General features: G+C 68.5%; 16 protein-coding genes. 11 read left to right on the plus strand and 5 right to left on the minus strand.

Going from position 1 to position 20,613, the window contains the following annotated elements; all coding sequences use genetic code 11:
• The first annotated feature begins 13 nt into the window (after window positions 1-13).
• Window positions 14-937, plus strand: a complete 924-nt coding sequence (gene ygfZ / locus KEG57_RS17500) for a CAF17-like 4Fe-4S cluster assembly/insertion protein YgfZ (protein ID WP_272420790.1) — start codon at window positions 14-16, stop codon at window positions 935-937.
• A 76-nt stretch (window positions 938-1,013) separates the two neighbouring features.
• Here the strand turns inward: ygfZ and KEG57_RS17505 are convergent, their stop codons facing one another.
• From KEG57_RS17505 to uppS, 3 genes are all read right to left on the minus strand, one after another.
• Entirely contained in the window at window positions 1,014-2,339 is a 1,326-nt protein-coding gene (locus KEG57_RS17505; protein WP_272420791.1) for a Glu/Leu/Phe/Val family dehydrogenase, read from the minus strand.
• A 182-nt stretch (window positions 2,340-2,521) separates the two neighbouring features.
• On the minus strand, window positions 2,522-3,349 hold the full coding sequence (locus tag KEG57_RS17510) for a phosphatidate cytidylyltransferase (RefSeq protein WP_272420792.1): 828 nt from the start codon (window positions 3,347-3,349) through the stop codon (window positions 2,522-2,524).
• A gap of 2 nt (window positions 3,350-3,351) precedes the next feature.
• Entirely contained in the window at window positions 3,352-4,128 is a 777-nt protein-coding gene (gene uppS / locus KEG57_RS17515; protein ID WP_272420794.1) for a polyprenyl diphosphate synthase, read from the minus strand.
• A 77-nt stretch (window positions 4,129-4,205) separates the two neighbouring features.
• On the opposite strand from uppS, the gene kal/cle reads away from it, so the two are divergent.
• Both kal/cle and KEG57_RS17530 read left to right on the plus strand, forming a co-directional pair.
• Window positions 4,206-5,543, plus strand: a complete 1,338-nt coding sequence (kal/cle, locus tag KEG57_RS54885; protein WP_276073191.1) for a bifunctional 3-aminobutyryl-CoA ammonia lyase/3-keto-5-aminohexanoate cleavage enzyme — start codon at window positions 4,206-4,208, stop codon at window positions 5,541-5,543.
• A 34-nt stretch (window positions 5,544-5,577) separates the two neighbouring features.
• Window positions 5,578-8,097, plus strand: coding sequence for a hypothetical protein (locus KEG57_RS17530; protein ID WP_272458643.1), 2,520 nt, complete (start codon window positions 5,578-5,580; stop codon window positions 8,095-8,097).
• Window positions 8,098-8,137: 40 nt separating this feature from the next.
• Here the strand turns inward: KEG57_RS17530 and KEG57_RS17535 are convergent, their stop codons facing one another.
• Window positions 8,138-8,782: a sigma-70 family RNA polymerase sigma factor gene (locus KEG57_RS17535; RefSeq protein ID WP_272420798.1), complete on the minus strand. Its 645-nt coding sequence runs from the start codon at window positions 8,780-8,782 to the stop codon at window positions 8,138-8,140.
• Between the two features lie 360 nt (window positions 8,783-9,142).
• Window positions 9,143-10,192 (minus strand): peptidoglycan L,D-endopeptidase MepK, encoded by a 1,050-nt coding sequence (locus KEG57_RS17540; protein ID WP_272420800.1) that lies wholly within the window; start codon window positions 10,190-10,192, stop codon window positions 9,143-9,145.
• 254 nt (window positions 10,193-10,446) lie between these two features.
• Here KEG57_RS17540 and pilM point away from each other — a divergent pair, with 254 nt between their 5' ends.
• From pilM to KEG57_RS17580, 8 genes are all read left to right on the plus strand, one after another.
• Complete coding sequence (gene pilM / locus KEG57_RS17545; RefSeq protein WP_272458644.1) at window positions 10,447-11,505, plus strand: type IV pilus assembly protein PilM; 1,059 nt, start codon at window positions 10,447-10,449, stop codon at window positions 11,503-11,505.
• Window positions 11,502-12,140: a PilN domain-containing protein gene (locus KEG57_RS17550; RefSeq protein WP_272458645.1), complete on the plus strand. Its 639-nt coding sequence runs from the start codon at window positions 11,502-11,504 to the stop codon at window positions 12,138-12,140. The genes pilM and KEG57_RS17550 overlap by 4 nt, the downstream gene beginning before the upstream one ends.
• Window positions 12,140-12,784, plus strand: coding sequence for a type IV pilus inner membrane component PilO (locus KEG57_RS17555; RefSeq protein ID WP_272420805.1), 645 nt, complete (start codon window positions 12,140-12,142; stop codon window positions 12,782-12,784). Before KEG57_RS17550 ends, KEG57_RS17555 begins: the two co-directional genes overlap by 1 nt.
• The gene (locus tag KEG57_RS17560; RefSeq protein WP_272420807.1) at window positions 12,781-13,413 is read left to right on the plus strand and encodes a pilus assembly protein PilP; all 633 of its coding nucleotides are present in this window, start codon (window positions 12,781-12,783) and stop codon (window positions 13,411-13,413) included. Before KEG57_RS17555 ends, KEG57_RS17560 begins: the two co-directional genes overlap by 4 nt.
• A gap of 45 nt (window positions 13,414-13,458) precedes the next feature.
• The gene (locus tag KEG57_RS17565) at window positions 13,459-15,768 is read left to right on the plus strand and encodes a type IV pilus secretin PilQ (protein WP_272420808.1); all 2,310 of its coding nucleotides are present in this window, start codon (window positions 13,459-13,461) and stop codon (window positions 15,766-15,768) included.
• Window positions 15,769-15,812: 44 nt separating this feature from the next.
• The gene (locus KEG57_RS17570) at window positions 15,813-17,651 is read left to right on the plus strand and encodes a MopE-related protein (RefSeq protein ID WP_272420811.1); all 1,839 of its coding nucleotides are present in this window, start codon (window positions 15,813-15,815) and stop codon (window positions 17,649-17,651) included.
• 385 nt (window positions 17,652-18,036) lie between these two features.
• Window positions 18,037-19,761, plus strand: coding sequence for a MopE-related protein (locus tag KEG57_RS17575; RefSeq protein WP_272420812.1), 1,725 nt, complete (start codon window positions 18,037-18,039; stop codon window positions 19,759-19,761).
• A 120-nt stretch (window positions 19,762-19,881) separates the two neighbouring features.
• Window positions 19,882-20,607 carry a hypothetical protein gene (locus KEG57_RS17580; RefSeq protein WP_272420814.1) on the plus strand — a complete coding sequence of 242 codons (726 nt, stop codon included), beginning with the start codon at window positions 19,882-19,884 and terminating at the stop codon, window positions 20,605-20,607.
• Window positions 20,608-20,613: the final 6 nt, after the last annotated feature.

Genomic DNA, 20,613 nt, shown 5'->3' on the forward strand with positions numbered 1-20,613 from the left:
AACGCCGAGCCCCATGAGCGAAAACGACATCGCCACCCTGCGCCGCGCCCTCACCGAAGGCGCCCTCCTCCTCCGCGCGCCCGAGCTTGGGACGCTGTCGGTGCGCGGCAAGGACCGACAAACCTGGCTGAACGGGATGATCACCTGCGACCTTGGGCCGCTGAAAGCAGGGCAGGGCGCGTATGGATTCGCCGTCGCCAAGACCGGCAAGATGCTCGCGGAGCTGCGGATCCTGATCGAGGACGACCGGATCCTCGTGGGCGCGCCGCGGGATCGGATCGCCACGCTCGTCGAGCACTTCGATCACTACGTGATCATGGAGGACGTCGAGCTCGAGGACGTGAGCGAGGAGGTCGCCTGGATCGTCGCGCACGGCCCCGGGGCGAAAGATCTCGGCTCGCTCGCGCGTGCACACGGCGCCCTCGCCGCAGCGTCGGTGGATATGTCGGGCAAGGGCGGGGCGCTGCTCGCGTTCGAGCCCAAAGACGTCGACACCGCGCTCGGACGCTTGGAGCGCAAAGGATCAGCGCCGCTGCTCCTCGCGGACGAGGCCGCGTGGGACGCGTTGCGCGTGGAGATCGGCCTCGGCCGCTGGGGCAAGGATTTCTCCGGGGAGAACTATCCGCAGGAGGCCTCGCTCGAGGCTTTCGCGGTCTCGTTCCAGAAGGGCTGCTACCTCGGGCAGGAAGCGGTCTTCATGCTGCAGAACCGCGGGCACGTGAAGAAGAAGCTCGTGCCGATCTCGATCGAGGGCGACGCAGAGGTGCCTGCTTCCGCGGAGATCACCGACCCCACGGGCAAAGTGATCGGCGCCGTGACGAGCGCGGCGAAGGGCCCCGAGGCGGGTCGCGTGCTCGCGCTCGGGTACGTGAAGTACAAGCACGCGGCGAAAGGCACGGCGATCTCGGTGGCAGGGCGGCCGGCCGTCGTTTCCTGAAGGATCGGCCGAAAAAAAAGCGGCGCGCGGATCCGAGATCTCGCGCGCCGCAAAGACGGCCTTTATCGGGCTTGGATCAGGGGAAGATGTCGCGCTCGCCGTAGGCGGCGGCGATGCGCTGGAGCGCGACGGCGTAGGCGGCGACGCGCATCGAGCACTTCTTCTGCCGCGCGACCTCGACGACCTCGCGGTAGGCGCGCTGCATTGCCTTCTCCAGGCGCTCGTCGACCTCTTCGAGCGTCCAGTGCTCCGAGCGCTTGTTCTGCACCCACTCGTAGTAGCTGACGGTCACGCCGCCGGCGTTCGCGAGCACGTCGGGCAGGATGTCGATGCCACGATCGATCAGGATCCGCTCGCCCTCGGGCGAGCAGGGGCCGTTCGCGCCCTCGGCCACGAGCTTCACGTTCAGCGCCTTCGCCTCGTCGATGCCGACCTGGTTCTCCAGCGCGGCGGGGATGAAGATGTCCGCCTTGATCTTGAAGAACTCCTCGCGGCTGATGTGCTTGCCGCCCGGGTAGCCCGCGATCGAGCGGTTCTTCTTGACGTAATCCTGGAGCTTGTGCGGGTTGAAGCCCTCGGGGTTGTAGAGGTAACCCGTGTGATCACCGACCGCGATCGTCGAGGCGCCGAGCCGCGACAGGATGAGCGAGGTGAACGAACCGACGTTGCCGAAGCCCTGCACGATGAGCGTCGCGCCGCCGAGCTGGAAGTCGCGCTCCTCGGCCCACTCCTGGATGCAGTACACGAGGCCCTGGCCCGTGGCCTTCTCGCGCCCGAGCGTGCCGCCGCAGGCGACCGGCTTGCCCGTCACGACGCCCTTGACCGACTGGCGGAAGAGGCTGCCGACGGTGTTCATGTACGTATCCATGGCCCACGCCATGGCCTTCGCGTCCGTGCCGACGTCCGGCGCCGGGATGTCCGTATCCGGGCCGATGTTCGAGCCGAGCGCATGGAAGAACCGACGCGTGATCCGCTGCAGCTCGTCGCGCGAGACCTTGTTCGGGTCGAACTTGACGCCGCCCTTGCCGCCACCGAGCGGCAGGTTCATCAGCGCGCACTTCCAGGTCATCATCGCCGCGAGCGCCTTGACGTCGTCGAGCGAGACACCCTCGTGATAACGAATGCCGCCCTTGTACGGGCCGAGCAGGTTATTGTGCTGGACCCGGTAGCCCTTGAAGAGCCGGATCGAGCCATCATCCATCTTCACGGGGAAGTTGATGATGATCTCGTTCTTCGGCTGGCTGAGGATCGTCTTGATGTACTCGGGCAAATCGATGACGCGGGCGGCCTCGTCCAGATAGCCCTGTACGACCTTGAAGAACTCGTACTTGTGGTGCTTCTCGACAGAGGCGGGCGGCACGCTCACGGACCCGGCAGTGCTCACCGTCTGTTGGTTATCCATGGGTGGCCGTTCTAGTCCGTGCCAAAGCCCAAATCCATTTTTTGTTTCGAGGTTCTGCGCACGCGCCGCGCGTCATTCGCCGATGACGCGCGGCATCGACCCTTTTGCGAAAAAATTGCCATTGTGCGCTGCAACATCGCGCCCGGGCGACGATGCGCGTCAATGGGTGGTCACTCGATCGATCAAGGTCGAACCCAGAAGAAGAGGACGTAGATGTATGTGAACGTCCCCGTCACCATGAGCGCATCAACACGATCGAGGATGCCGCCGTGCCCAGGCACGATGCCGCCCGAGTCCTTGACCCCGGCCGATCGCTTGATCATCGACTCCGCGAGATCACCCGCCTGGCCGAGCGCGCCCGCCACGAGGCCGAGCACGATCGCGTGGTTCAAGGGCAAACTCTTCACGTACACATAGTGCCCCACGACAGCGCCGATGACGGCCGCCGCGAGTCCACCGATCGCGCCCTCGATCGTCTTCTTGGGGCTGACCGCTTCGTAAAGCTTGTGTTTGCCCAGGAACCGGCCCGCGAAGTATGCGCCGGTGTCGCTGAACCAAGAGAGCACGAGCGCGAGCACCACGAAGCCCGGCCCGCTATCGCCTGCGTCGCGCCGGAGCAGCGCGAGCGAGCCGAGCCCGCCCCCGAGCCACAGCGGGCCAAACCCCATCGCCGCCGCCCGCAACGCCGCCGTCTCGATCGAGCCGAGCCGGAAGAGCGTGAGGAAAAGCGCGACCGTCGGCAGCAGGAAGACGAGCGCCACGAGGGCACGCGCATCCGTGCCGAAGAACCAGAGCACGGCCATCACGGCGAGCGTGACGCCGACGCCGAGGATCCGCGACGGGCCGTCCTGCGGATGCGTCATGCCGAAGAACTCGATCGCGCCGACGATGAGCGCGACCGCGAGGAAGATCGCCCAGCCCCACGCGGGGCCGAGATAAAGCAGCGCCAGGATGGCTGGGACGCCGATCAGCGCCGAGAGCAGGCGCATCGCGAGGTTGCTACGGGCCAAGGTCAAACCCCAATCGCCCCGCCGCCAAGGGGCGAAGCCGTGCGCGGAGACGTAGCATGCGACAGGACGCGACCGAAGCGCCTCTCGCGACGCTGGTAGCTCGCGAGCGCCTCGAAGAGGTCCTGTTCCGTGAAGTCGGGCCAGAGGACGTCGGTGAAGGCGAGCTCGGCGTAGGCCGCGCCAAAGAGCAGGAAGTTCGAGATCCGATGCTCGCCGCCCGTGCGAATGATGAGGTCGGGCTCGCCGACGCCGAGGCTCGGCAGGCGCGAGGCGATCGCCCGGGTGTCGATCGTCTGCGGGTCGAGCCTGCCCTCACGCGCCTCGATCGCGAGGTCCCGCGCCGCCCGCGCGATCTCCTCCTGGCCGCCGTACGAGAGCGCCAGCGCCAGCGTCATCTTGCGGTTGTCCCCCGAGGCCGCGCGCAGCGGATCGAGCGCGTCACGCACGAACGGCGGCAGTCGCTCGAGGTCGCCGATCGCCACGAGCCGGATCTCGTTGTCGAGGATCTCGTTCCGCTCGGCGACCAGAAACTCGTGCAAGAGCCCCATCAGGGCGTCGACCTCACCGGTCGGTCGCGCCCAGTTCTGCTCGCTGAACGCGTATAGCGTCAGCGCCGTCAGCCCGAGCCGCCGCGCCGCTCGGACCACCCTTCGGACCGCTGCACTGCCGGCCTTGTGGCCAGCCTCACGAGGTTCGCCGCGCAATTCGGCCCAACGGCCGTTGCCGTCCATGATGATCCCGACGTGGTGTGGGAGGTTGCTCGCGTCTACGTACGTCATCACAGTCTCGAACGCCCGAAAGGCGCGGCGCAGTTTCCCCTGTTGACTACCGACTGTCGACTGTTGAGTCTCCCGCCATGAGCATCGGCCTAGGTTTGACCGTCACGCTTCGCGTCCGTATCGGAGCCCACGACGCCCACTACGCGGGCGAGCTCGTCGATGGGGCGCGAATCCTCGGGCTCTTCGGCGACGTCGCCACGGAGCTGCTCATCCGCCTCGACGGCGACGAGGGCCTCTTCCGTGCCTATGAGGCCGTGGAGTTCCTCGCGCCCGTCCGTGCCGGCGACTACATCGAGGCGACCGGCGTCATCACGAAGGTCGGCAACACCTCGCGCACGATGGCCTTCGAGGCCCGCAAGGTCGTGGCGAACGTGCGTGATCCCGCGCTCTCGCCCTCCGCGGCGGACGCGTTCGCCGAGCCCGTCGTGGTCTGCCGCGCGATCGGCACGTGCGTGGTGCCGAAGGATCTGCAGCGCCGGCCGCGCCTCGTGCTCCCCGCGCTCTCTTCGCCCGGCCCCGAGCTCGTGGCCAAGTTGCCCGAGCCGCGCCCGATCATCACGCCGCCTCCGAACGTGATCGTCACGCCGCCCGAGTCGCCGCTCGTGCTCACGGCCGCGATCGTGGGCGCCGAGGTGACGCGCGCGCACACGCCCTACCTGCCGATCACGGCGCAGGAGCTCGCCGACGAGGCCGCTCGTTGCCGCGACGCCGGCGCCGCCGTGATCCACCTGCACGTGCGCAACGCCGACGGCTCGGCGTCACAATCGAGCGAGCTCTTCGGCGAGGCGATCGCCCGCATCCGCGAGAAGACGGACGTCATCATCCAGACCTCGACCGGCGGCGCCGTCGGCATGAGCGTCGAGGAGCGGCTCGGCCCGCTCGCGTGCAAGCCCGAGATGGCCACGCTGAACTGCGGCACGATCAACTTCGGCGACGACATCTTCGTGAACACGCGTCCCGACATCCGCGCGATCGCACGCCGCATCCGCGAGGCCGGCAGCATCGCGGAGCTCGAGTGTTACGAGGTCGGCCACATCCACGAGGCGATCGCGCTGCTCAAGGAAGGCCTCATCGGCGAGCCTTTGCACTTCCAGTTCGTCCTCGGCGTGCCCGGCGCGATCATGCCGAGCGAGGCGGTCATCCAGTTCATGCGCTCGCAGATCCCCGCGGGCGCGACCTGGGCCGTCGCCGCGGTTGGTCGTCACCAGCGGCCCATGACCGAGCTCGCGATCAAGCTCGGGGGCCACGCGCGCGTCGGCCTCGAAGACAACATCTACCTGGAGAAGGGCGTCCTCGCGGAGGGCAGCGCGCCGCTCGTCGCGCGCGCCGCTGCGTACGCGAAGAGCCTCGGTCGCGAGGTCGTCGACCCCGATCGCGCCCGCGTGCTCCTCGGTATCACCACGGCCGCCGCGTGATCGTGCGAGCCCAGAACATCCCCGCCCGGAAGCCATGACGTCGCCGCGAGGCCCTTTTTTCGACACCCTCGCGGCGCACGCGCGCTCGCGTGGACCGTTCGTCCTCGGGATCGCGCTCGTCGCGCTCCTGATCCGCGTCGCCACGAGCCCCGCGCCTCCCGCGCGCAGCGTCGAGGCGATCGCGGCCATGCTCGGCGCCTCCGTCGGCGGCTCCGTCCAGCCCGAAGATTTCGTGTGGGAAGAGCGCGGCGGGTTGGTGCACGACGCCATGATCGGTCGTCGCGTGCTGTTCATCGCGGCGCGGCCGAGTGGCCCGAATGCTACGCCCACGAACGATCTCTACCGTGCGGAGGTACGTATCTCGCGCGGCGGTCGTCCGATCTCCGTGCGCAGGGTCGTCAACCTGACGAACACGCCGCTCGGGCACGAGCACGACCTCGTCGCGCACGGCCGATGGGCCGCGTATGCCACGAGCGCCGACGGCCTCGTCCAGGGGATCACGATCCTCGATCTCGCGGGCGACGCGGCCTCGCAGGCCGCGCGCACCCGAAGCGAGCGCCTGCGCGCCTCCGTGGAGAACTGGCTCTCCGAGGGCGCGCTGCGTGGCATCGGGGAGACCGCGGTGCTCTTCGGCGTGCCGCCCAAGGAAGCGCGCTTCGAGCTCACGGAGGACATGCTCGTCATGGCCCTCGGCGAGGCCGCGCTGCCCGCCGCGGTGACGCTCGCCGACGCCTCGGTGAACCCCGGCCTGCGCGATGAGCACGTGCTCGCGGCGCAGCGACTCCCGCACGACGTGACCCCGTGGTCGCGGTTCCTCGAACAGACCACGCGCGAGCTCGTCGGCGAGGGCGCGGCCGGTCGCGTGAAGCGGATCTCCACGAGCGCCCGGACGATCGCCATTCGCCTGCGCGAGGCGACCGCATCGCCGCCGCCCGAGCTCCCGGCCGCGCCGCCGCCCGAGACGCCCTCGGACGAAGGTTTCCCGCCGCCGCGCGTGGCCACGAAGCGCGACCGGACCTTGCCCGGCGAGGGCCTGTGGATCCCGGCGCCCGCGGCGCATCCCTTGCCGATGAGCAAGCCCGAAGCGCCGCCCGCAATCTTCACGACGCTCGTCCGCCCCGATCCCGATCGCCCGCACGCCGTCGTGCACCTCGTCGCGATGGATGGCCGTCGCCTCGAGCTGCGCCCGATGCCCGGCACGCTCGCGCCACGCACGCCCACGGGCCTGCGCGGCGAGGGCCGCATCCCGGCCGCCGACGTGCCCGCCGCCGTCGCCGTGTTCGCGGGCGGCCCGCCGGCAAACACGCCTCCGCTCGGCCTCGTCGTCGAGCGCCGCACCTTCCTCTCGCCGCGCCCGGATGCCTCCACGCTCGCCGTCGATCGCTTCGGCCGTCCCTCGATCGGCGCCTGGCCCTTCGGCGCGGACGTGCCCGTGGGGATTCGCTCCCTCCGGCAAACTGGCGCGCCGCTCGTCACGTCGGGCCACATCGGAAAACTCTCCGAGGCCGATGCCGTCCTCGCCGATCGCTCGGCGCTCTGCGTGACCGAGGCGGGCCACCTGATCTACGGCTGGGGCGAGGCCCTGCCTGCGGAGCTCCTCGCGCGCGCGCTCGTGCTCGCCGGCTGCCGCGACGCGCTCCCGCTCGCCACGAGCCCGGATCCCACGGGCATCGGCTTCTTCCAGCGAACGGGCGACGAGATCGGCGCGCGCGCGCACGTGGCCGGCATGTCCCTCGCCCCGGAGCGCGCGCTCAGCGGCTCGCCCACCGAGCTCGTCTACGTCGTCGTGCGCAAGGCGAACCCGGATGCGCCGCTGCCCGAGGGCGTCGCGTGGGAGCCGGATCTCGGCACGCAGCCTGCGCCGCTCTGGCAACCGGGCATCTACACGGCGACCGTCTCCAAGCTCGGCGCGCAGGTGCGCCTCGCGTGGTTTGCCCCCGAGCGCTTCACCTTCCACATCCGCGCCGGCGAGAAGGAGCTCTCGCACCGCTTCGGCGGCACCTTCCCGGCCGCGCTCTCCGACGCCGAGCGACCCCACGTCCTCGCCGCCACAGGCCTCGGCACGGGCCGCCGCAAGGGCCCGCGTGGCCTCGCCATCGACGGCTCCATCGGCCTCAAGTTCGGCCCCGGCGCCGGCGTGCTCGTCGTCGGCGACGGCCCCGTGCGCATCGACAAAAGCGAAGCCTTCACGCCCACGCCCGACGCCGACGCGACCGAGCTTCCTCTCACCGCGGACGAAGGCCGACCTCTCCCCGAGGCGCGTGTCGTCGGCTCGATGCGCCCGCGCACGGCCCTCTGCGCGTTCGGCGACGGCGCGGTCCTCCTCGCGTCGACCACCTTCGACACGGACGAGGCCACGACCGAGGCGCTCGTGGACGCTGGCTGCACGCGTGTCGTGGCGCTCGATCGCGGCGCGCACCTCAACGCTTTCGTCCACCGCGCTGGCGGCGACACGCCGCCCGAGGCGCGTTACGAGCAGACGACGCTCTACGCCCTCGAGAGCCCCATGCGGGGCCGCGCGTCCACGTTGATCGATTCTACGAAAGCAAACTAGTTGCGTGCGCCCCTCTTCCGAGCGGGAGAGGGGAGTGCGGCTAGGCCGCGGCCGCGGCGCGCTGGATGAGGATCTTCAGCCGCCCGAGGGCGCGCGCGTGGAGCTGCGACACGCGCGGCTCGCTCACGCCGAGGTGCGCGCCGATGTCCTTCAGCTTCACGCCGTCGAAGTAGTGCATCCCGACGATCTGCCGCTCGCGCTCGGGGAGCTGCTCCATCGCCCGGAAGAGCGCGCGGTACGACTCGCGGGCCTCGTATGCCGCTGCCGGATCCTCGTCCTCGGCGATGAGGTGCACCTGCTCCTCCATCGGCGTGAGCTCGTGCAGGCTCACGAGGCACGTCGGCCGCGCGGTACTCGAGTCGCCCTCTCGCGCGGCCGTCACGGCGGCGCGCCTTCGCCGGCTCAGCCAGTCCTGGGCGCGCAGCTCGTCCACCACGGCGCCGCGGATGCGCATGCGCGCGTACCACTCGAACGTCTCGCCCCCGTTGCCACCGTTTCTGCGGAGCGAGTCGAGCAGCCCGAACACGCCTGCGGCGAGCAGGTCGTCCCGCAGCACGTTGGCCGGCAGTCGCCGCGCGATCTGCGCGACGATCTGGTTCACGAGCGGCAGGTAGCTCTTGAGGGTTTGCGCGCACACCGGTGCCAGGCTCCCCTCTTGGAGCGCGCGCGCTCGTCGAGGTCTCACGTCGGACACCGGGCCTTCGGGGATCGAGCGGCGACTGACCATGCTGGCGGGCTCTTGCGGGGCGCAGGGCGACACCATGGCCGTGCACCCGCTCAGATCCGCCTGGGTGATGACGGTCGCGTCTCGTTCCTGAACATCCTGTCGGTGGAAGTAGGACTGCTGCATCTGTTCAGGGACCTCGTGATGTAAGCAACGTTCGTGGCACATCCTTGTGAGGTGGCAAGGAACGGCTCGTCCCAAACGTACACTGGTCCCGTCCTCCAGAGAAGGACCGCAAACGAATCTACACCACGCATTCTGCACCAGGAAATTCCCTCAGACTATCAGGAAAATCCCTACGGTTGCCCCGCCGGGGCTGGGTCAGTTCTGACCCGCCTTCGGCGCGTTTCGAGGCGTCGGATCCTGCGTGCTGGAGTTTCCAGTTGAAGGATCAACGACTTGCGAAGGGGGGGGATGGGTATCCCCGGACCCACCTCCCTGCGTGGGGGGTGTAGGCGGCGTTTCTTTTCCTGCCCCACCGGGGGCAGGGGTTGCGCCCGAAGGCGCTTGATCCACGTCCGCGGTCGACTCGTCCGCCGAAGCTTGGGCCACGGGGGAATCGTAGCGGGGGGCCTCACCTGGCCTGGAGTAGTCGATCCAGAAGGCCTTCGTGGTTCGAACGTCGAGGTGAACGAATGTGCTGTTCGGGTAGTAACCTACCCCAGCATTGCGGAAGGTCCGACAGAAATCGCGCAGCATCGTGTTCGGCACGCCCTCGATGCTGAAATCGATCGCCCTGCCCAGGTTGTGGTTGGAGTGCTTGGTGTACTGGGTGGGGGAATAGGGGCGGAACCCACTCGTGATGTGGATCGTGCGCCCGCCGAAGTGATCACTCACCATGCCGATCAGCGTTGCGAGGCGCGGATCGATCGCGGTCTTCGCGCCTGAAGGCCCGTGCCGCATCATCTTGCCGAGCCCCGTGAGCGCCGACGGCACGAGCCGCCCGTGCTTCGTGAGCAGCTGCGTCTCGAGCCGATCGGTACCGCGCACGAGCTTCACGAACCCCGGCCGCTTCGGCTTCATCACGAGCGGCTCGGGCTTCGCGGGTTTCGCGTCGCCCTTCTTTTTTCCCTTGCCAGCGGCGGCGTTCTCCTTCGTGTCCGCCTTCTTGCTGTCCTTCTTCGCTCGTTCCGCCGCCGCCTTCTTCGCGGCCTCCGCTTCTTTCCCCTTTTCGGGGATCACGAGCTCCTGACCCGGCTTGAGAAGCTGCCCAGGTCGCAGCCCGTTTGCCGCTCGGATCGCGTCCACCGTCGTGCGATACCGCTTGGCGATCTGGACGAGCACCTGCCCCTTGGCAACGACGTGAACGACGTCCCCCGCCTCGGCGTATACTGAGGTGAGCGCGACCGCGGCGCCGGCCAGCAAGGCCACGCAGCGGAGCCGGAACGAAGATCGAGCCGGTTTCGAGGCGAAAGCGTCCATGTGTGATGTGTTCAACGTTGCCCGGGGGCTCCCTACGAACGCGCACCCAAGGCTGTCTTACCTTCGGTACGCGGAACCGTGCGATGCGTAAAGCACTATTTTGGCCGCGGATTGGCGGCGGTGCGATGCTGGCTCCGACCCCCTCCCGGGGTCTGGCCGGCGGAGCCCTCCCGCGCCGCAGCTGCGAGGACCAGGACTGATCGATGGCGGACGGAAACAACCTGGTGGGCGTCGACATCGGTTCGAGCGCCATCAAGGTGTGCCAGCTCAAGGAAGGGCGCAAAGGGCTGTCGTTGGTCCGGGCCGGCTACTGCCCGCTGCCGCCGCAGAGCATCGTCGACGGCCACGTGATGAACGCCTCGGCGATCGTCGCGGCCGTGGGCCGGGCGCTCGCGGACGCGAAGATCAAGCAGCGCGAGGTGGCGCTGAGCATCAGCGGCCAGGCCGTGATCATCCGCAAGATCACGGTGCCGCTCATGACCCAGAGCGAGCTCGACGAACAGATCCAGTGGGAGGCGGAGCAGCACATCCCCTTCGACATCAAGGACGTGCACGTCGACTACGAGGTGCTCCGTCGCCGGCCCGAAGCGGGGCAGATGGATCTTCTGCTCGTCGCCGCAAAGCGCGAAGAGGTCAGCGACTACCTGGAGATCGCGCGACAAGCAAAGTTGAAGCCTCTCGTCCTCGACATCGACGCCTTCACTGTCCAGAACCTCTTCGAGTACGGCCGCGGCATCCCCGCCGATCAGACGTTCGCGATCATCAACGTCGGCGCCTCGCTCACCTCGATCAACATCGTCTCGCGTGGCGCGAGCTCGTTCACGCGCGACATCCCGAACGCGGGCAACTACGTCACCGAGCAGATCCAGAAACAGCTCGGCGTCACGTTCGAACAGGCCGAGGAGCTCAAGTGCCAGAGCGTGGCGCAGCCCTTCGGCCCGACGGCCCAGGTGCCGCCGATCGTCGACGCCGTTTGCGACACGATCGCCGGCGAGATCCAGCGCTCGCTCGACTTCTTCCTCGCCACGAGCGGCGAGCCCGAGATGCACCGGATCTACCTCACGGGCGGCACCTCGAACCTGCCGGCGCTACCGGCGGCGATCTCGCGGCGCTCGCGCGTGCAGGTGGAGCTGCTCCAGCCGCTCGAGCGTGTGTCCGTCGAGGGCAAGGACGTCAGCGCCGACATGCTCCGCACCCGCGGCTCGCAGCTCTGCGTGGCCCTGGGTCTCGCCATGCGCAAAGACAAGGAGAAGCGCGCGTGATCCGGATCAACCTCCTTCCGCACAAGCGCGGCGCGGCGATGGGGGCCCCGAGCCAGCGCTGGCTCGTCGTCGTGCTCGCCGTGGTGCTGCTCGAGATCGTGGGGCTCTTCCTCTTCTACCAGTCGAAGCGCGAGGAGCTCGACGCGCAGAACCGCACGAACGCGCAGCTCAAGAGCCAGATCGACGACATCAAGCGCCTCGTCGCCGATCACGACGAGCTCAAGAAGGCCCTCGCCGTCCTACGCGCGCGCGAAGAGGCGATCGCGAAGCTCCAGGCGGGCCGCACCGGGCCGACCGCGGTCTTGCTCGAGCTCGCGCAGATCATGACGACCGGCAAGGGGCCCTCGGCCGATCCGGACAAACTCGCGAAGCTGCGCAAGGACAACCCCCTCGCCGTCTTCAACCCGGCCTGGGACTCGCGCAGGCTCTGGCTCACGGGCTACCTCGAAGGACAGCGCACGGTGCGCGTCGAGGGCCTCGCGCGCGACGGCAACGACGTCTACGAGCTCGCGCAGCGGCTCAAGCTCTCGCCCTACTTCTACGAGGTCACACTTTTGCCGGGAAAGAAGGACGAGGACCGCGTCTCGAAGATCGATCTCGTGAGCTTCGCGCTCCAGCTCAAGGTGAGGTACTGATGGCCGCCAAAGCACCCGCGGCGGGCAGCTCGTCGCTCGATCGCCTGCCCCTTGCCGGAAAGATTGGTGTCGGCCTCCTCTTCCTGACGCTCGTCGGCGCGCTCTTCTTCGTCTTCGTCTACGAGGACCTCTCGAACGAGCTCGCCGCCGCCAAGCAACGCGAAGGCACGCTCCGCGGCGAGCTGCGCGCGGCCGAGGCCGTGAGGGATGCCTACCAGAAGGACCGCGACGAGAAGATCCGCAGCGAAGCGCGCGCCGAGCAGACGAAGAAGATCCTGCCCGACGAGCCCGAGACGCCCGCGTTCCTCGCCTCGCTCCAGCAGACGGCTACCATCGCCGGCGTGAACCTCACGAGCTGGACGCCCGTCGACGAGATCCCGCAAGAGTTCTTCGCGAAGGTGCCGATGAAGCTCACGCTCACCGGCCGCTACCACCAGATCGCAAAGTTCTTCCACGGCGTGGGGCAGATCGACCGCATCATCAACATGGAAGACATCCAGATGAAGCTGTCGACGAAGAACGGCACGGTGAAGCCCGAGAACCCCGGCGAGCCGGAGGTCAACGTCGAGTGCCTCGCGACCGCGTTCCGCGCCCTCCGGCTCGACGGCAAGGACGGCGCGAAGCGCAGGGGGACCGGCAAATGAAGCGCGCGCGTTCGCTCTTCTGGCTCCTCTTCGCCGCGCTCGTGCTCATCGTGTTCGCCTCCGGCTGCGAGGAAGACGAGCTCTGGGTGCCGCCGCCGAGCGCGACTCCATCGCCCGGCGCTGCGCCCGACGGCGGCGTGGGCACGGACGGCGGGCCGCAGACGGCCGCGAAGAAAGATCAGCCGGAGCTGCCGCAACGGGAGTTCGTCGAGGCCGACTTCACCGAGACCGAGAAGAACCGCGACCCGTTCCGCGGCTTCGCGAGCGTGTTCGCGCAGCAAGCCAAGGGCCGCGCCGTCGTGCAGCGGACGGTGGTGATCGAGCGGTACGCGCTCGACGAGCTCAAGCTCTCCGGCCTCGTCACGCGCTCGCAGCCCCGCGCGCTCTTCATCGACCCCGCCAACGTCGGGTGGGTCGTCAAGGTCGGCGATTACGTGGGCAAGCCCGAGATCGTGCGCACCGGCGGGCCCGCGGGGATCGACGTCGCCATCAACTGGCGCGTCGATCGTATTCGCGAGGGGGATGTCGTCTTTGTTCGCGAGGACCCGGCACACCCGGAAATTGCCCCCGTTACGCGCGTGATCGCGCTCTTCCCCGAGGAAAACGCCGGGAACGAAGCCCGGCGGTAGCGACGAATTGGGCCCCCTTCGCGCGGTTTGGGTAGGATCGGGGGCATGCTGACGAAACCGCGCTCCGCGATGCTTCTCGCGGCGCTCCTCTCCTTCGTCCCCGCGAAGGCATCCGCCGACGGGAACACGCGGCTCGAAGTACGGGACGTCAAGCTTGCATCGTTGGGTCAAGGCGAGGCGCGTGTCTCGATCACGACGAGCGCCGAGCCTCGCTTCTTCGCGCGTGTCGACAGCGGTGGAAAGCGCCTCGTGATCGACGTCTCGGGCGCGGAGATCAAGGGCGCGCCCGCGGCCATCACGCAAGGCAACGCCCTCGTCGGCGGCGTCCTCACGCAGACCTTCGATCAGGACGGCAAGAAGATCACGCGTGTCCTCGTGCAGCTCGCGCGCACGGCCGAGTACCGCATCAGCGCGACGCCCACGGGCCTCGTCGTCGACCTCGCGGCCGCGGATGCGACCGCGCCGATGCGCGCGCCCGCGCCCGTGGTGACGTCCTCGTCGCCCTCCGCGACGACGCCGAAGGCCGAGGCGCGCAAGGTCGAGCAAGCCTCCGGCGCGGCCGTCACGAACGTCCGTTACGACCACCAGGCTGGCAAGGATCGCGTCACGGTCGAGCTCAACGAGAGCGTGAAGTTCTCGCACGTGACCTCGCCGAGCGGCCGCTCGATCCTCGAGCTCGAAGGCGCGCGCTTGCCCGACGCGCTCGAACGCAAGCTCGACGTGAGCGCCTTCGGCGGCACCATCACGGCGATCTCCACGTACCGGCGCAAGAGCGACTCCTCGCGCGTCGTCGTCGAGGTCGAGCCCAAGGGCGATGCGATCGGCGTCGTCTCGCGGGAAGGAAGCACGCTCGTCCTCACGTTCGCGGACACGGCCGCGCACCCGATGCTCAGCGGCGTCGGTGCCGACGGCGGAGCCGCGCGCCGCGTGCGCACGGTGGCGCGGGAAGAGGACGTCCTGGCGACGCCGAGCACCTCGCGCGCTACCGAGACGACGATCGACGGCGAAGAGGCCGCGGGCTTCTTGCCGACCACGCTCGCGCAGCAACGCCGCTTCACGGGCCGGCGCATCGACCTCGACCTCAAGGACGCCGACGTCCACAACGTCCTGCGCCTCATCTCCGACGTCGGCCGCGTCAACATCGTCACGTCCGACGACGTGAAGGGCAACGTCACGATCCGGATGCGCAACGTCCCGTGGGATCAGGCCCTCGAGACGGTCCTCCAGGCCAAGGGCCTCGGCATGGTCCGCCAGGGCAACATGATCCGCGTCGCGCCCCAGGCCGAGCTCAACAAGGAGCGCGAGCTCGACCTCGCGCGGCGAAGGAGCGAGCTCGCGCTCGCGCCGCTGGAGACGCGCCTCATCCCGGTGAACTACGCCGTCGCCAAGGAACTCCAGGCGCGCGGCAAGGATCTGCTCTCACCGCGCGGCTCACTCGCCGTCGACGAGCGCACGAACGTCCTCGTGGCGCGTGACGTTGCGGGCAACCTCGACCAGCTCGAAGAGCTCGTGCGCGCGCTCGACACGCAGACGCCGCAGGTCCTCATCGAGGCGCGTATCGTCGAGGCCACGAGCCGCTACCTGCGCGACGTCGGCATCCAGTGGGGCGGCGACGGCACCTTCAGCCCTGCGACCGGCAACCCGACGGGCCTCGTCTTCCCCTCGCAGATTGGCCTCACGGGCGGCGCGAGTGATCAGACGACGCCCACGGGCGGCCTCTCGCCGTTCCAGAACACCGTCCCGAACCCGAACTTTGCGGTCAACTTGCCGGCCACCACGGGCACGGGCCTCGGCGGCGCGATCGGCATGACGCTCGGCTCGATCGACAACACGGTCAACCTCTCCGTGCGCCTCTCGGCGGCCGAGGCGAGCGGCCTTTTGCGGATCGTCTCGAGCCCGCGCATCCTCACGCTCGACAACCGCGAGGCGCGCATCAGCCAGGGCACGCTCATCCCGTTCTCGCAGATCAGCGCGCAGGGCGTGCAGACGACGTTCCAGGAGGCGAAGCTCCAGCTCCTCGTCAAGCCGCACGTCACGAGTGACGGCAGCGTCTCGATGCACGTCAAAATCAACCGCGACGAGCCCGACTTCAACCAGACCTCGGCGCGCGGCGATCCCACCATCTTGAAGCGCGAGGCCGAGACCGATCTGCTCATCATGGACGGCCACACCGCGGTCATCGGCGGCATCTTCACGCGCAACACGGGCAGAAACCTCGATCAGGTCCCCGTGCTCGGCGACATCCCGATCCTCGGCGTGCTCTTCCAGCGCCGCAGGTCGAGCGACAGCCGCAGCGAGCTCGTGATTTTCATCACGCCGCGCATCGTCAACCGGGCCGAGTCGCTGGGGAAGTGAGGTCGTTGACAGGTCGCTGGAAAGCCAGGTAACTGGCGACCTGAATGACCTCGAACGACCACCGGACCAAGCGCTCGTCTTTTTCCCTTTCTCGCGTCTTCCTCGGCATCTGGGGCACGGCTGCGATCGTCGCGATCGCCGGTTGTGACGACGGCGCCGGCACGTCTGGCTCCGCGGGCGCGCCCTCCACGGGCGGCAGCGGCGGCGCGGGCGGCTCGATGCAAGCCGGCGGAATGGGCGGCGTCGGTGGAATGGGCGGCGCCGGCGGCGCCGGCGGCGTTGGCGGCGTTGGCGGCGTCGGTGGAATGGGTGGTTCCGGCGGGCAGAACTGCATCCCCGAGACCTGCAACGGCGTCGACGACGATTGCGACGATACCGTCGACGAGGACATCCCCGGCGTCGGCATGTCCTGCGACACCGCCCTCTCGGGCGTCTGCGCGGCCGGCACCACGGCCTGCAAGGATTCCGCGCTCACCTGCGTGCAGAACGTCCTTCCGAGCCCCGAGGTGGCGGATGCGCTCGACAACGATTGCAATGGCCAGGTCGACGACGGCCTCATGCTCGGCAAGGGGCTCTGGGCCAAGGGGTACGGCAATGACACGTCGACGCAGAGCGTCCTCCGCATCGCCACCGATTCCGTGGGAAACATCGGCGTCGTCGGCTGGATGACGGGCGGGTTCGTCAATTTCGGCGGCAGCACCATGACCGTCTTGGGCTTGGAAGACGCCTTCCTCGTCAAGCTCGACCCGAACGGCGGCTTCTTGTGGCAACAGCAGTTCAGCGCCTCGAACAATCTCGGCTGGGTCTCGGCCCTCGCCTTCGATTCGACGGGGAACGCGTACACGGCCGGATATTTCATCAGCAACATGACCGTGGGGGGCAAGACCCTCAACCCGATCGGCAGCGGGGACATTTTCATCCTCAAGCACGACGCCGCCACGGGCGCGGTGCTCTGGAGCAAGGTGTTTGGCGAGTCCACCAACTCGCAAGGCGTGTCGGACCTCGCGACCACGCCGGCCGGCAACCTCGTGGCCACGGGGACCGTGCATGGTGGCGCCGTGAGCCTTGGCGGCGCCCCCTTGGCCGGATCTTCCAGCGACGCCATCCTCGCCATGTACGACGCCACGGGCGTCCATCTCTTCAGCAAGCGATTCGGGGACGGCTTGATTCAGTCCGGCAAGAGCGTCGCCGTCAATGCGGCGGGCGAGATCGCCCTCGCCGTCGACCTCGAGGGCACGGTCGATTTCGGCGGCGGCGTGCTCACGTCGGCGGGCTCCACCGACGTCGCGATCGCGAAATTCGCCGCGGATGGGACCCACCTCTGGAGCAAGAACTACGGCTCCGCGATGCAGCAGGCAGTCAACAGGGTCGCCTTCGATGCGCAGGGCAACATCCTGATCACGGGTACCCATTACGATCCCATCGATTTCGGATGCGGGCCCGTATCGGCGGTGAACAACTACGGATTCTACGTGGCGAAGCTCGATCCGAACGGCGCGTGCCTCTGGACGAAAACCTACGGCACGACCCCTGTCAAAGGGGTGTACGCATCCAAGATGGCCGTGGATCCGACGGGCAACGTCGTCGTGACGGGCACGTTCCTGGGCAGCATGGACCTCGGCGGCGGCATGATGACCGCCGTGGAATCGTCTCAGGATATCTTCGTGCTCAAGCTGAGCTCCACGGGCGCCTACGTGTGGAGCAAGCACTATGGCGACCCGGTCGTGTACGAGATGGACTCGGGCAACGACGTGGCGACCGATCCGATGGGGAACATCCTGCTCGGCGGGGATTTCGGCGGTAACATCGACTTCGGCTCGGGGACGATCTCGGCCGTCGACCTGAACCACCAAGACGCGTACGTGGCGAAGCTCTCGCCCTGAACCGGGCGGAATCGCGCGAAAAGTAGCGTCTGCGCGTACCGGGGGGCGCTTGCAACGCTTGCAAGCGCCTCTTTGCGTGTACAGGGAGCCGGTTGCAACGCTTGCAAGCGGCTCTTTGTATGGTCACGGAGCCGCTTGCAACGCTTGCAAGCGCCTCTTTGTGTGTACAGGGAGCCGGTTGCAACGCTTGCAAACGGCTCTTTGTATGGTCACGGAGCCGTTTGCAACGCGTGCAGGCGGCATCCGGTACGCGCAAAGCGCGGTTTGCACGCGTTGCAAGAGGGGGATCGCGTCCTGATCCGATGGGTCGACCGCGGGGGAGGCGCTGGGCAGGTAACCGCCTTGGCAGGTCGCCCGAAAGCCAGGTACCGTGAGGCTTATGACCTTGAACGATCACCGACCCAAGCGTCCTTCCTTTTCTCTCCACCACGTATTCTTCGGCCTGTGCGGCTCGGCTGCGATCGCGATCGGCGGCTGTGGCGACGGCGGGAGCACGGCGTCCACGTCAACCGGCGGGCAGGCCGGCGGCATGGGCGGGGCCGGCGGGCAGACGTGCGTCCCCGAGATCTGCAACGACCTCGACGACGATTGCGACGGCAGCGTCGACGAGGACGTCCCCGGCGCCGGCCTTTCGTGCGACACCGCGCTCCCTGGCGTCTGCGCGGCCGGCACCTCGACCTGCAAGAATGCCGCGGTGACCTGCGAGCCGAACGTAAAGCCGAGCCCCGAGGCGCCGGATGGGCTCGACAACGACTGCAATGGTCAGGTCGACGACGGCCTCTCCCTCGGCAACGGGCTCTGGGCCAAGGGATACGGGAGCGACGCGGCCTCGCAGTACGCACAAGGCATCGCCACGGATTCGGCAGGGAACATCGCCGTCATCGGCCAGCTCAGCGGCGGCGACATCGATTTCGGCGGCGGCAAGATGAAGGTGACGGGCACGGACGATTCGTTCCTCGTCAAGCTCGACCCGAGCGGCGGCTTTTTGTGGCAGCAGCAATTCGACTACGCCGGCGAGTACGACCGTATCAATTCCGTCGCTTTTGATCCGGCCGGCAACGTGTTCGCGGCCGGAACCTTCTCCAGCGAGATGACCGTGGGGGGCACGTCCCTCGTCCCCAACGGCGGCGGCAAGGACATTTTCATCCTCAAGCACAACGCTTCCACGGGCGCGGTGCTCTGGAGGAAAGTCATTGGCGCATCCACCGAGCCGGAGAACCTGTTCGACATCGCCCCGACCCCGGCGGGCGGCCTCGTGATCACCGGGACGTCTTTGGGAGACACCGTGAATCTCGGCGGCGGCGCCTTGAAAGGTTCGTTCGCCGATGCCTACCTCGCCGTCTACGACGCCGCGGGCGCCCACGTCTTCAGCAAACGATTCGGGAACGACGACCTGGGCCAGAACGGCCGGACCGTCGCCGTCAACGCGGCAGGCGAGATCGTGCTCGGCGTCGACCTCAACGGCGCGGCTGATTTCGGCGGTGGCGTGCTCACGTCGGCGGGCGGCAGCGACATCGCGATCGCGAAGTTCTCCGCGGACGGGACCCACCTGTGGAGCAAGGTGTACGGCACCGCGGAGCAGCAGACCGTCAGCCAGGTGGCCTTTGATGCGCAAGGCAACATGCTGATCACCGGCCCCCACGTGGATCCCATCGATTTCGGGTGCGGGCCCGCGTCGCCGCCGAACTACGCCGGGTTCTACGTGGCGAAGCTCGATCCGAGCGGCGCGTGCGTCTGGACCAGGACCTACGGCACGACCCCCGGCCAGACGGTTGGCACGCCAAGACTCGCGGTGGATCCGGCTGGCAACGTCCTCGTGGCCGGTGGCTTCTCGGGCACCATGGACCTCGGCGGCGGCGCGATGGAGAGCGGGGGCAAGCAGACCGACGTCTATGTGCTCAAGCTGAGCCCCTCGGGCGTCCCCATCTGGAGCAGGCACTATGGCGCCCCGGCGCCCGAGAGCGACGGCTGCGCCGCGCTGGCGACGGATCCCATGGGCCACGTCGTGCTCACCGGCCATTTCGAGGCCAACATCGATTTCGGTACCGGGACGATCCCGTCGGGGGACCTGGGCGAGTCCGACGTGTTCGTGGCCAAGCTGTCGCCTTGAATGTGCGCATGACCACTGCATGGTACGTGAGGCCCGCCCCCCGCGTCGACGCGCGCGCCGGGCCAAGAATCCGCCGCCGATTTCTTTGCCTCCCGCCCCGCGGCCGCTAGGTTCCCCCCGATGACCCCGCACTCGAACTGGTTTCGCGCAGCCACCGCGGCCCTCCTCGGCCTCGCCTCGGCGGGCGCGTGCGGCGCGGCCATGCCCGAGGCCGATTCCACGAAGCAAACCGCCTCCACGTCCGAAGCGGACGAGCTCGCCCGCAAGCGCGCGGACGGCGAAGGCGCCGATTCTCCGTCGAAATGCCCCCACGGCGCCCTCGAAGATCCGCACCGCGGGTTCGTCCGTTGCTTGCGCCCCGACGAGCGTGACGCCGGCTGGCTCCCGCCGCCCCCGCAACCCGAGCCGTCTTCCCCGGACGCCGGCACGGACGCGGCCCCGCCGCCTGAAACGGCCCCGCCGCCGCCTCCGCCGCCGCCGCCTCCGCCGCCGCCTCCGCCGGAAAAACCGAAGCCGGGGCCTCCGCCCCTCGTCACGATCTCCACGCCCAAATTCGAGGGCGGCGACGTGCCCCGCGCCGAGAAGTTCATCACGTCGAACCTCGAAGGCATTGCCAAGTGCATCGCCGACAATGGCGGGCTCGAGGCGGCGAAGGGCTCGATCAAGGTGAGCTTCCTCGTCCGCGCGCGCGGCCGCGCCGAGGGCGTCGAGATCGAGAGCAAGAAGGGCATCACCGAGGAGGCGGCGTCCTGCATCCGCTTGCTCCTCAAGAACCGCGCCGTGGGCGCCCCGAGCTCGGATCCCGTCGGCGTCACGGTCACCTTCTCGCTCGAACGACCCCGCTGACGATCG

Source organism: Polyangium jinanense, from assembly GCF_028435365.1.